This is a genomic window from Rhizobium sp. CB3060 (genome assembly GCF_025200735.1).
Classification (GTDB): domain Bacteria; phylum Pseudomonadota; class Alphaproteobacteria; order Rhizobiales; family Rhizobiaceae; genus Rhizobium.
In genome coordinates this window covers 1,439,914-1,452,022 of the sequence record NZ_CP104158.1, presented here as the reverse complement: position 1 = coordinate 1,452,022, position 12,109 = coordinate 1,439,914, and the positions used below count along the sequence as shown (strand labels likewise).

Genomic DNA, 12,109 nt, shown 5'->3' with positions numbered 1-12,109 from the left:
CTATCAGGCGACCGCATTCAATCAAGATTGATTGACCGCATCTTTCAAAACCACCCGCATTCGTTGGCGGGACTGGACAAGGAGAATTTCGATGTCCCAATCCGTTTCCCTGACATTTCCCGATGGTTCCGTGCGCAGCTACGATGCTGGCGCAACCGGCCGGGATGTTGCCGAATCCATTTCCAAGTCGCTTGCCAAGAAGGCCGTCGCCGTTGCGATCGACGGCACCGTGCGTGACCTTTCCGATCCGATCACCGAAGGCAAGATCGAGATCATCACCCGCAACGACGACCGAGCGCTGGAACTGATCCGGCATGATGCGGCGCACGTCATGGCGGAAGCGGTGCAGGAACTGTGGCCCGGCACGCAGGTCACCATCGGCCCGGTCATCGAAAACGGCTTCTACTACGACTTTGCCAAGAACGAACCCTTCACGCCCGATGACCTGCCGGTCATCGAGAAGAAGATGCGCGAGATTATCCAGCGCAATGCGCCGTTCACCAAGCAGATCTGGTCGCGCGAAAAGGCAAAGGAAGTCTTCGCCTCCAAGGGCGAGCGCTACAAAGTTGAACTTGTCGATGCCATTCCGGAAGGGCAGGATCTCAAGATCTATTACCAGGGCGATTGGTTCGACCTTTGCCGTGGTCCTCATATGGCTTCCACCGGGCAGATCGGCTCGGCCTTCAAGCTGATGAAGGTGGCGGGCGCCTATTGGCGCGGCGACAGCAACAATCCGATGCTGACCCGCATCTACGGCACGGCCTTCGCCGAGCAGGCCGATCTCGATAACTACCTGCACATTCTTGCGGAAGCCGAGAAGCGCGATCATCGTCGTCTCGGCCGCGAAATGGACCTGTTCCATTTCCAGGAAGAGGGCCCCGGCGTCGTCTTCTGGCACGGCAAGGGCTGGCGGATGTTCCAGACGCTGGTGTCCTATATGCGCCGGCGGTTGCAGGGCGACTATCAGGAAGTCAACGCGCCGCAGGTGCTCGACAAGTCGCTTTGGGAAACCTCGGGTCACTGGGGCTGGTATCGCGACAACATGTTCAAGGTTACCGTCGCCGGTGATGACACCGATGACGATCGCGTCTTCGCGCTGAAGCCGATGAACTGCCCCGGCCACATCCAGATCTTCAAGCATGGCTTGAAGTCCTACCGCGAACTGCCGATACGGCTTGCGGAATTCGGTGCAGTGCATCGCTACGAGCCATCGGGTGCTCTGCATGGCCTGATGCGCGTGCGCGGCTTCACGCAGGACGATGCCCACATCTTCTGCACTGACGAGCAGATGGCCGCCGAGTGCTTGAAGATCAACGACCTCATCCTGTCGGTCTATGAGGACTTCGGCTTCAAGGAGATCGTCGTCAAGCTCTCGACACGCCCGGACAAGCGTGTCGGTTCCGACGACCTCTGGGACCGCGCCGAAAGCGTGATGATGGACGTGCTGAAGACCATCGAGGCGCAGTCCGAAGGACGCATCAAGACCGGCATTCTGCCGGGCGAGGGCGCTTTCTACGGGCCGAAGTTCGAATATACGCTGAAGGACGCAATCGGCCGTGAATGGCAGTGCGGCACGACGCAGGTCGACTTCAACCTGCCGGAACGCTTTGGCGCCTTCTATATCGACCAGCATTCCGAAAAGACGCAGCCGGTGATGATCCATCGCGCCATCTGCGGCTCAATGGAGCGCTTCCTCGGTATTCTGATCGAGAACTTCGCCGGCCATATGCCGCTTTGGGTCTCGCCGCTGCAGGTGGTGGTCGCGACCATCACTTCGGAAGCCGACGAATATGGCAACGAGGTTGCTGAAGCGCTGCGCGACGCCGGGCTCGATGTCGAGACCGATTTCCGCAACGAGAAAATCAACTACAAGATCCGCGAGCATTCGGTGACGAAGGTTCCAGTGATCATCGTCTGCGGTAAGAAGGAAGCCGAGGAGCGCTCGGTCAACATCCGCCGCCTCGGCAGCCAGGCACAGACGGCAATGTCGCTCGACGAAGCCATTGCCTCGCTGGCGCTCGAAGCGACGCCGCCGGATGTCTTGCGCAAACGTGAAGCCAAGCGGGCCAAGGCCGCTTGATATCAGATGTTGTCTGACGGCACCTTCAAGGAGCCGTCAGACAACTGACATGAAACTTTAATATATATGATGAATCAAACTGTTGCGCGCCTTTCCTGACATTCGGCGCAATTGAATTCAAGGAGCGGGGCAGCCCGTCGCGGATTTGGATTTCAAAGAATTATCCTACGCCAATGAACGGGATACGCGCATCAAGCGCTGGTTCATCCGCTCCATCGAGGGCCTTTCGGGGCGCGATCGCTATGCCCGGCTTTACGACATCTGGCGCAGCGATATCGTCGGCAAAAGCGAACGTGTCTTTGGCAAGATGCTCGATCTCATCGATGTGCGCTTGATTGCCAAGGGCGAATGGCCGCCGCAGGACATTCCCGATGCGCCGATCGTCATCGTCGCCAACCATCCCTTCGGTATCGGCGACGGGATCGCCGTCCTGGCACTCGCCGAACAGCTCGGCCGTCCGTTCAAAGTGCTAATCAACAACGAACTGTTGAAAGTGCCTGAGATGAACGACTATTCGCTGCCGGTTTCGTTCGAGGAAACCAAGGAGGCGATGGCGATCAATATGAAGACGCGCCACGAGGCCGTTCGCCTGCTCAAGGAAGGAACGACAATCATCGTTTTTCCCGCCGGCGGCGTCGCAACGGCCAAGAAGGGCTTTGGCCGCGCCGAGGACTTGCCGTGGAAAATCTTTCCGGCAAAGCTCATTCAGGCGGCGCGCGCCAGCGTCATTCCCATCTATTTCGAAGGGCAAAACGGCCGGCTCTTCCATCTTGCCAGCCGCGTCTCGATGACCCTGCGCATCTCGCTGCTGATCCGCGAGTTCCGCCGTCTTTCCGGCAGCACCATCACTGCTCATGTCGGCAGGCTGATGAGCTGGGAGGCACTCAGCGAAGGCAACGACCGCAAGGATTTGTTGTCGAAGCTCTACAGTGCGGTATTTTCCATGGCGCCTCCAAGGCGGGCGCTACGGAAGAAGGCCGTATAAAGACCGGCGCACGCAAATTCGAAGCCCGTCTCGCCTCAGTCCATGCTTTCGCCATCGTCGCCGCCAGCCGACGGTGCCAATTGCTCGTAGGTCGGCAACGGGTGCTGCTGGCCAGAGGCGGCCGGCTTCGTTTGCGGGGCTTGGTTTTGCTGCACCTGTGCCGACGGGATGGGAATCTGCTGCGCGGGCTGCTGCTGATCGTTGGCGTCCTGCGGCTGCTGTTCCTTCATCAGCACTTCAATATCGGTATTCTTGCCGGCCGCGACGGCAAAGTCGCGCTGATAGATCTTGTCCTTGTTGCGGGCAATGGCCGTATATTGGCCCTCCGCAAGTACCATGGTGGGGAAGGCGCTGAGGCTTTCGCCGACGATATCGCCGGAAGAAGTCAGGATCGACCAGGCCGTATCGGCGATCGCCTCACCGCCGGCGTCCGACACCAGCTTGAAGGTGATTTTCGCCGCCTTGTGCTGAATCGTCGCTTCGGTCACCTTGCCGGTTTCCACCTGGATGTCGGCACGGATGACGGCGTTGACGGCACCATATTCGGAGACGACGTGATAGGTGCCGGCGCTGAGGCCCACCAGCGTGTTCGGCTTGACACCGGACATGACGAGACCGCGCTCGCCGTCTTCCTTCGCATCGTTGGAATAGATCGAAAAACTCAGCTCATCCGGCGGGATGCGTACGTCGGAGCCGGAGACGGCGTTCAGCACCATGCCACCGGCGTCGAGGACCATGATCTGCTTCTGCAGCACGCCGCTTTCAGGCACGGTCAACTTCTTGGTGACGCCGGCGCGGCCGAAGGAGACGTTGACGAAATAATCGCCGGGCATGAGATGAAAGGACGCCGAGCCGCCTTTCGAGCTCGCAACCAGCGGCAGCTTGCCGTCGGCACCGGCAAAGGGGCTGAAGACATACCAGGAAAGGCCCTGCAATTGCGGGCCGCTGTCAGGCCCCAGCTTCGCCTCGAGCGAGACGTCGCGCAGCGTTTGAGCGGATGAATTTTCCCCGCCCGGCGCGATGAAGGCGTTGAGCTTCGGCATCTTCACGCTACCGTCGAGCTGCTTGAACTCCTTGAAGGCATCCTGCGCCGACGCAACAGTGCTCAGGCTCGCGAGTATCGCGAAAGCCGTACCCAATCGGCGAGCGGATGAAATGCCTGACATGAGTTCCTAACCGATTGACTTCCGGTAAAACACACGCCACTTCAAGACCAATGCAGTGGCAAATTCAAGACCCACTTCCTCCCGCGCATGAAAATGAAAGCAATCATTCCATGAAAACCGATATCAAGCTGGTCGATTATCTGGCGGTGCGCCGATCCATTCCCGCTTTTCAGATGATGGAACCCGGCCCGGATAAAGCCGAAATCGAAGATATTCTGCGGCTCGCCTCGCGCGTGCCGGATCACGGCAAACTCGCCCCGTGGCGCTTCATCGTCTATCGCGGCGAAGAGCGCGCGCGGATCGGCGAAGAGCTATTGAAGCTCGCGCTCGAAGCTAAGCCGGACTTGTCCGAAGAGATGATCCAGGTCGAGCGTACGCGGTTCACCCGCGCGCCGGTCGTTATTGCAGTCGTCAGCAAGGCGGGGCCGCATTTCAAGATCCCGGAATGGGAACAGTTGATGTCGGCCGGCGCGCTTTGCCTTAACCTGCTGATCGCGGCGAATGCCCATGGCTGGGTTTCGAACTGGCTGACCGAATGGTTCGCCTATGACGAACGTGCCTATCCGCTGCTCGGCGTCCAGCCGGGCGAAAAGGTAGCCGGCTTTATCCATATCGGTTCTTCCACCTTCCCATCTACCGAGCGCCCGCGCCCGGAATTGACCGAGACCGTGACCTGGGTCGGCGGCGAAGACGCGTGATGTTCTACACGACGGACACCAATCGCCATGGCTTGGCCCATGATCCCTTCAAGGCCATCGTTGCGCCGCGGCCCATCGGCTGGATCGGCAGCAAGGGCAGGGACGGTTCGCTCAATCTATCGCCTTACTCCTTCTTCAACGCAGTCAGCGACCGGCCAAAGCTGGTAATGTTCTCGTCGGCGGGCCGGAAGGACAGCGTTCGCAATGTCGAGGAAACCGGCGTTTTCACCGCCAACCTCGTCAGCCGCAACCTCATCGAAAAGATGAACCATTCCTCGATCGCCGTGCCTTACGGTATCAACGAGTTCTCCCTGGCCGGGCTGACTGCCGAACCCGGCAGGCTGGTCGACGCTCCCTATGTCGCCGAAGCCTTTGCCGTGCTCGAATGCCGGGTGACCGAGGTCATGCAGCCTAAGGGGCTGAACGGCGAGCCATCGGAAAATATCATGGTCCTCGGCCAGGTCGTCGGCATCCATATCGATGAGGCAATCATTCGGGACGGCCGGCTGGATATGGCGCTGGCGCGGCCCGTCGCACGCATGGGCTACATGGACTATAGCGAGGGCAGCGATGTCTTCGAACTGCTGCGGCCAAAAGCGCCGTGACATCAGTGCTCTGCCGGGCCTCGCATTAGTGGTTAATAAATAAGGTAAACGGCCCGTAAACCTTTCATCGTTAACGTATCCGATATGAGTTTGCGGGCCGAGAATCGTCCCGCCGATATCGAGGCGTTACGTGATCATAGAAGCATTTCTTCGCTGGGCCGAGACCGCCAAAGCAGAGGGTAGGGCGAGGGCTGCCAATGCACTCGGGCGGGCCTATCTGCAATCGGTGATGCCACGAGAAGAGCGGGCCGCCGCCGAGATGGCGATGACCTATATGCTCGACGATCCATCGCCGCGCGTGCGCCTCTCGCTGGCCGAGGCCGTAGCCCGTTCCCCGGATGCGCCGCGTAACGTCATCCTGTCGCTGGCGGAAGATCAACCCGAGATCGCGGGGCAGGTCATTCTGTTTTCCCCTGTGTTCACCGATGCAGATCTTGTCGACCTCGCGCTGCGCGGTAGCAATGTGACGCGCGTGCTGATCGCCTCGCGCGGACGGGTATCGCGGTCGGTTTCCGCAGCGCTCGCCGAAATCGGCGGTGAGACCGAAATCCTTTGCCTATTGGAAAACGACGGCGCCTCGTTGTCGCGCGCTTCGTTGAAGCGGATCGCCGAGCGCCTTGGCGATCACGCCGACATACGCGGTCTGCTTCTGGATCGAGACGCGCTGCCGTCTGACATCCGTCACCTTCTGATGCGGCATGTCAGCGAGGCGCTGGCGGGCTCAAGTCTCATTCAGGCCACGATCGGCGCGGGCAGGCTTCAGCACCTTACGCGGGAGGCCAGTGAGGCGGCGACGGTTTCCATCGCCGGCACAGTGCAGCATGAGGACATTCCCGATCTGGTCGAGCACCTCAGGCAGTCCGGCTGGTTGACGCCGGCTTTCCTGATGCATGCGCTTTGCTCCGGCAAGGTGGACTTCTTCGCCGGCGCGATCACCAATCTTTCGGCCTGCGACGAGCGGCGCGTGCGCTCCATCCTTTCCACCGGCCGCGTTTATGCCGTCCGCGCGCTTTATGAATCCGCCGGCCTGTCGCGCGATATCAGCCTGGTCTTTGTCGAGGCGACATTGATCTGGCGTGAGGCATCGCGCGCCAATGGCGGCACCATGTTGGAAAATGTTTCGGCGCGGTTGATGCGTAAGTTCCGACTTGCAGAACAATCGCCCATCGCGGCATTGCAATTGCTGGACATGGTGGAGAAGCTTGCCAATGCGGAGCGCCGGCAGACGGCGCGGACATTCGCGGCTCTGGCAGCTCTTGCCGCAGCGTGATAGTCATCGACTATTGCAGCTTTAGGAATCTATCTTGCCGCTAACAATTGCCGTTGAATCACCGCGCCAAGACGGCGTTATCCGTCTTCTCGACATGTCCAGTGCCTATGCGCAGTCGCTCTATCCGCCGGAGAGCAACCACTTGCTCGATCTGGAATCGCTGGAGAGGCCCGAAGTGACCTTCTGGGTCGCGCGGCTCGATGGCAATGCGGTCGGCTGCTGCGCGCTGGTCGAGGCGGGGGATGGCACCGCGGAGATCAAGCGTATGTTTGTCGATCCGCTTGCCAGGGGACGCAAGGTCGCACAGATGCTGATGGAAGCGCTGGAAGAAAAAGCGACGGAAAGGACGCTGACGGCGCTACGGCTCGAAACCGGCATATATCAGCCGGAGGCAATCAGCCTCTACAGCAAGTTCGGCTATACGGAGATCGGACCGTTCGGCGGCTACGGGCTTGATCCGCTCAGCCTGTTCATGGAGAAGACTTTCCCGCAGGGATAAGACGCCCAGATTCCAGAGATTGGAGCGACCTTTTGCGCGCTCGAATGAACGTACGGCGCCCTAATCAGCCGTCCGAACCGTCCCGGATACGCAATTGCAGTTCCGGCTCCTGAGCGTGCTGTTCCTCGGTCAATTCCGCCTCGCGGATCCATTCGCGCCAGATGGCGACGATGATGGCCATGAGCACCGGCCCGATGAACAGACCGAGGAAGCCCATGGTCTTGACCCCGCCGACAAGACCGAAAAAGGTCGGCAGGAAAGGCAGCTTGATCGGACCGCCGACCAGCTTCGGCCGCAGCGTCTTGTCGACGATGAAGAGTTCGACCGTCCCCCAAACAAACAGCCCAGCGCCCGCCCAGGGTGAGCCGCTGGCGAGCAGATAGATGGAGACGAGCGACATGGAGAGCGGCGCGCCGCCAGGCACGAGCGCCATGACCCCCGTCAGAACGCCGAGCGTGACTGCCGATGGCGCGCCTGCGATCCAATAGGCAACGCCCAACACGACGCCTTCGCCGATGGCGATCAACGTCATGCCCATGACCGTGGAGCTGATCGTTGCCGGCACAACGCGAGAAATGCGCTCCCAACGGTTCGGCAGGATACGTTCGCCCAAAAGATCGACCTGACGGACGAAGCTGGCTCCGTCGCGATAGATGAAAAACAGGGCGATCAGCATGAACAGCAAAGTCAACACGACATGGAAGGCGCCGCCGCCGGCGGCAAGCACTGCCCGATAGATATTGCCGATATGGGCGCCGCTGACGAGCTGCGCCAATTCGCCGATGGAACCGGGGCTGCCGACATATTGCGTCCACTGATCGCCAAGCCAGGAGCCGATTATCGGCAGCGCCAGGATCCATTGCGGCGGTGGCGCACCATCGCGGTTGACATGTACTGCCCAGGTAAACCATTCGCGCACCTCGCCGACCATATAGATGGCCGAGAGCACGATCGGCAGCACCAGAAAGGTCACGATGAAGGCGATGGCGATGGTTGCTGCAAGCGTCGTGTTACCGTTGGTGCGGCGCACGAGGTCACTATAAAGCGGCCAGGTGGCGAAACCGATCACCGCCGCGGCCAGCACGGGAACGAGAAAACCGTAGAAGAAATAGATGCCGGCAGCGGCAATCAGGATCAGCAGCCAACGCGCCGCCGAAATCGACGGAATAAGGGCCATGCGCGCGGGCGCGCTCGGCCCCAGCCAACGCGGCTCCCTTGGCTTATGACGTTCGAATACACCCACCGGACTTGCTTCACTCTTTTTATTAGATCAACCGGTTATGGGGTATGATCTAGGCTGTTTCAAGGGCCTCTACTTGAAAGCCTATATATTCCGTTGCCGTGACAGCCGGACGACTACCGACGCGAGAGTAGACCGCCTATTATTGCGGCCGGCGGATGACCTTGAAGGCGAAGAACTGTGTCTTCTGCGTCGGATTGAAATTGTTGTCGGCAACGAAAATCAACACATCCGTGCCGTCCTTCGCCTTGCCGAAGGTGATGCCCTCGATGTTGTCAGGCGCAAGGCCGAGCGCGCGCAGATCCATGACCTGGGCCTTGCGCACGGGCACGATACGCTGATCGGTCTTCGCCAAGGACGGGATGTTCGAAACATCGGTTGCGCCTTCGAGATCGAACATATTGATGACGGCCGAATTGCCGACATCCTGCGCGTAGCCGCGTTCGATCGACAGCACGTGCCGGTCGTCCAGCGCCACGAAATCCGACATGCCGAAATCATTCCAGCCGCCAGGTTTGCCAGCCGCCTGCGGGATCGGCGAGACCGGATAGACATATTGCGCCTTCTGTTCGCCGGTGGCCGTGTCATAGCGGATCAGGCGGGCAAGCGCGCCGTTGGTCAGCGTCGCTATCGGCCCGTCCTGGTAAAGCGCCGATTCCATGCCGACGAGAAGATCTCCGCCGGAGAGAAAGGTCAGGTCCTCGAAAGCCAGATTGTCGCGGATGCCGGTGCTCTTGTCGGCGGTCGGTGCAAAGCCTGCGGGCAGCGGCAGTTCGCGGACGAAGCTGCCGTCGCGATTGGCAACCCGCACGAAAGGCGGCAGCAGCGCCTTGCCGTCGCCTTCGCTGCTCCAATAGATGCCGTCCTTGCCGATGCGGATCGACTCCGAATCCACCGTGCGGGTAGCGAATGGCTGGCCGTTCTTATCTTTCAGCGTCACGTGATCGAGCACCGTCAAGCCCTTGAGGCCGGCGGCGCTGACATCGATATCGAGATCGTAGAAGCGCGCTGGTGCCTTTTCGGAGCGGTCGTCGCTGATGGAGACATAATGGCCGGTCGAAGGGTCGAAATCGATGCCGGAGAGACCGCCGACTTCAACGCCGTTCTCCATGAAGCCCGTCGGAATGTCGTATTCGCCGAGATAGGAGAGGCTGATACCCGCCTTGCAGTCACCGAAGGGGCAGGGGACATCGATCGTACCGATGTCGGTGGCGCGGGCAGCGGTGGAACCGAAAAGAAGGGCCGCGGCGGCAGTCATCAAAAAGGGCTTCAACATGGCGATATCGTCACATCCGGATCATGAGTTGGCGGGTTCGCAAAGATGCCGCATCTATGCATCCGCCCGTGACGCTTTCGTTACGGATATCGGTCAGTTCGATAAAAATATCGCGAAGTCGCTTTTGCCGCAGCCGGAGACGCAGCCGCTAAATATCCAGATTCTCTGCAAATGCCGCACGCTCCTGGATAAAGCGGAAACGGGCATCCGCCTTGGTGCCCATGAGATTGTCGACGGCTTCGCGCGTGCCCTCGAAATCCACCTCGTCGATCTCGACACGCAAGAGCGTACGTCTCGCCGGGTCCATCGTCGTTTCCTTGAGCTGGGCAGGAAGCATTTCGCCAAGGCCTTTAAAGCGGCTGATCTCGACCTTCCCTTTGCCTTTGAACTCGGTCTCCATCAGCTCCAGCCGATGGGCGTCGTCGCGGGCGTAGATGGATTTCGACCCCTGCGTGATCTTGTAGAGCGGTGGCACGGCCAGGAAAAGGTGGCCTCCACGGATCAGCTCGGGCATTTCCTGATAGAAGAACGTGATCAGCAGCGAGGCGATATGGGCGCCGTCGACGTCGGCATCGGTCATAACGACGATGCGCTGATAGCGAAGGTCCTCTTCGCGATATTTCGAGCGCGTGCCGCAGCCGAGCGCCTGGACGAGATCGGCGATCTGCTGGTTAGCGGACAGCTTTTCGCGGCCGGCGCTGGCGACGTTGAGGATCTTGCCGCGTAGTGGCAGGATCGCCTGGTTCGTGCGGTTGCGCGCCTGCTTGGCGGAGCCGCCAGCCGAATCACCTTCGACGAGGAAGAGTTCGGCGCCTTCTGCAGTATTCTGCGAACAATCGGCGAGCTTGCCCGGCAGGCGCAGCTTGCGCACCGCCGTCTTGCGGTTGACTTCCTTCTCCTTGCGGCGGCGCAGGCGCTCCTCGGAACGCTCGATCACCCATTCCAGCAGCTTTTCGGCTTCGGCCGGATTGTCGGTGAGATAATGATCGAAGGGATCGCGCAATGCATTTTCGACAATGCGCTGCGCTTCGACGGTCGCGAGCCTGTCCTTGGTCTGGCCGACGAATTCCGGTTCGCGGATGAAGATGGAAAGCATGCCGACGCCGGAGATCATCACGTCGTCGGTGGTGATACCCGCCGCGCGCTTGTTCTGAGTCATCTCGGCATAGTTCTTCAGGCCCTTGGTGAGCGCGATGCGCAGGCCCGCTTCATGCGTACCGCCTTCGGGGGTCGGAATGGTATTGCAATAGGAATGGATCTGCGGGTCGCCGCCGTACCAGGTGATCGCCCATTCCAGCGAACCATGGCCGCTTGCCTTCTCCGACTTGCCGGCGAAAATCTCGCGGGTGACGGTGAACTCGTTGCCCATCGTCGCCTTGAGGTAATCCTTCAGGCCGCCGGGGAAATGGAAGACCGCTTTTTCCGGAACATCGGAGGCTCCGTGCACCAATTCCGGATCACAGCTCCAGCGGATTTCGACGCCGCCGAAGAGATAGGCCTTGGAGCGTGCCATGCGGAAGACGCGAGCAGGATCGAATTTGGCGTGCTCGCCGAAGATCTGCGGATCAGGATGGAAACGGACGCGGGTGCCGCGACGGTTATGGACATCGCCGAGTTCTTCCAGCCCGCCCTGGGGCAGGCCACGCGAAAAGCGCTGGCGATAGAGCTTGCGATTGCGCGCCACCTCGACTTCGAGATCATCGGACAGCGCATTGACGACAGACACGCCGACGCCGTGCAGACCGCCCGAGGTCTCATAGGCTTTGCCGTCGAATTTACCGCCGGCATGCAGCTTGGTCATGATGACTTCGAGCGTCGACTTGCCCGGCACCTGCGGATGGTTTTCGACCGGAATGCCGCGGCCATTGTCCGTGACGGTCAGATAGCCCCGCTGGTCGAGATACACTTCGATGAAATCGGCATGGCCGGCGACAGCCTCGTCCATGCAATTGTCGATGACTTCGGCGAAGAGATGATGCAACGCCTTCTCGTCCGTGCCGCCGATATACATGCCGGGGCGCATGCGCACCGGCTCCAGCCCTTCGAGAACGCGGATCGAATTCGCCCCATACTCCTCGGCAGTCGAGGTGGCCGGCGCAGGGCGCGGGGCAGGGGCGGCCACAGGCTTTTCAGCCTTGACGACCGGCTTATCCGCCGCTTCAGGTTTCGGCGAAAGGGGCAGTCCGGAGAAGAGATCGTTGCTGTTATCCATGGAACTGTTCAGATTTGTCCTTGAAGGGGTCATACCCCAAAATCACCGCATTTGCCGTCAGTTTCGCGAATCACCGTG

The 12,109-nt window shown here is 60.3% G+C and carries 10 protein-coding genes; 6 read left to right on the top strand and 4 right to left on the bottom strand.

Annotation, left to right across the window (positions count from 1 at the left end; genetic code table 11):
• The first annotated feature begins 91 nt into the window (after positions 1 to 91).
• Both thrS and N2601_RS07110 read left to right on the top strand, forming a co-directional pair.
• Entirely contained in the window at positions 92 to 2,080 is a 1,989-nt protein-coding gene (thrS, locus tag N2601_RS07115) for a threonine--tRNA ligase (RefSeq protein ID WP_104823147.1), read from the top strand.
• 145 nt (positions 2,081 to 2,225) lie between these two features.
• Entirely contained in the window at positions 2,226 to 3,065 is an 840-nt protein-coding gene (locus tag N2601_RS07110; RefSeq protein ID WP_104823146.1) for a lysophospholipid acyltransferase family protein, read from the top strand.
• Between the two features lie 35 nt (positions 3,066 to 3,100).
• Here N2601_RS07110 and N2601_RS07105 read toward each other — a convergent pair whose 3' ends face one another.
• Positions 3,101 to 4,231, bottom strand: a complete 1,131-nt coding sequence (locus N2601_RS07105; RefSeq protein ID WP_104823145.1) for a hypothetical protein — start codon at positions 4,229 to 4,231, stop codon at positions 3,101 to 3,103.
• A gap of 110 nt (positions 4,232 to 4,341) precedes the next feature.
• On the opposite strand from N2601_RS07105, the gene N2601_RS07100 reads away from it, so the two are divergent.
• The 4 genes from N2601_RS07100 to N2601_RS07085 all read left to right on the top strand — a co-directional run bounded on the left by N2601_RS07100 (position 4,342) and on the right by N2601_RS07085 (position 7,303).
• Complete coding sequence (locus N2601_RS07100; protein ID WP_104823144.1) at positions 4,342 to 4,929, top strand: nitroreductase family protein; 588 nt, start codon at positions 4,342 to 4,344, stop codon at positions 4,927 to 4,929.
• A complete protein-coding gene (locus N2601_RS07095; RefSeq protein WP_104823143.1) occupies positions 4,929 to 5,534 on the top strand; it encodes a flavin reductase family protein in 606 nt (201 codons plus the stop codon). The genes N2601_RS07100 and N2601_RS07095 overlap by 1 nt, the downstream gene beginning before the upstream one ends.
• A 130-nt stretch (positions 5,535 to 5,664) precedes the next feature.
• Positions 5,665 to 6,804: a DUF2336 domain-containing protein gene (locus tag N2601_RS07090; RefSeq protein WP_445944990.1), complete on the top strand. Its 1,140-nt coding sequence runs from the start codon at positions 5,665 to 5,667 to the stop codon at positions 6,802 to 6,804.
• Between the two features lie 34 nt (positions 6,805 to 6,838).
• Entirely contained in the window at positions 6,839 to 7,303 is a 465-nt protein-coding gene (locus tag N2601_RS07085) for a GNAT family N-acetyltransferase (protein WP_199773551.1), read from the top strand.
• A gap of 64 nt (positions 7,304 to 7,367) precedes the next feature.
• Here N2601_RS07085 and N2601_RS07080 read toward each other — a convergent pair whose 3' ends face one another.
• The 3 genes from N2601_RS07080 to parE form a co-directional block, all read right to left on the bottom strand.
• Complete coding sequence (locus N2601_RS07080) at positions 7,368 to 8,546, bottom strand: AI-2E family transporter (protein WP_104823141.1); 1,179 nt, start codon at positions 8,544 to 8,546, stop codon at positions 7,368 to 7,370.
• Positions 8,547 to 8,685: 139 nt separating this feature from the next.
• On the bottom strand, positions 8,686 to 9,819 hold the full coding sequence (locus N2601_RS07075; protein WP_260303869.1) for an esterase-like activity of phytase family protein: 1,134 nt from the start codon (positions 9,817 to 9,819) through the stop codon (positions 8,686 to 8,688).
• A 148-nt stretch (positions 9,820 to 9,967) separates the two neighbouring features.
• The gene (gene parE, locus N2601_RS07070; RefSeq protein ID WP_260303868.1) at positions 9,968 to 12,031 is read right to left on the bottom strand and encodes a DNA topoisomerase IV subunit B; all 2,064 of its coding nucleotides are present in this window, start codon (positions 12,029 to 12,031) and stop codon (positions 9,968 to 9,970) included.
• Between the last annotated feature and the right edge of the window lie 78 nt (positions 12,032 to 12,109).

Coding starts and splice junctions, on each gene's coding strand:
- thrS (WP_104823147.1), top strand. CDS start 92: ATGTCCCAATCCGTTTCCCTGACATTTCCCGATGGTTCCGTGCGCAGC.
- N2601_RS07105 (WP_104823145.1), bottom strand. CDS start 4,231: ATGTCAGGCATTTCATCCGCTCGCCGATTGGGTACGGCTTTCGCGATA.
- N2601_RS07100 (WP_104823144.1), top strand. CDS start 4,342: ATGAAAACCGATATCAAGCTGGTCGATTATCTGGCGGTGCGCCGATCC.
- N2601_RS07095 (WP_104823143.1), top strand. CDS start 4,929: ATGTTCTACACGACGGACACCAATCGCCATGGCTTGGCCCATGATCCC.
- N2601_RS07075 (WP_260303869.1), bottom strand. CDS start 9,819: ATGTTGAAGCCCTTTTTGATGACTGCCGCCGCGGCCCTTCTTTTCGGT.
- parE (WP_260303868.1), bottom strand. CDS start 12,031: ATGGATAACAGCAACGATCTCTTCTCCGGACTGCCCCTTTCGCCGAAA.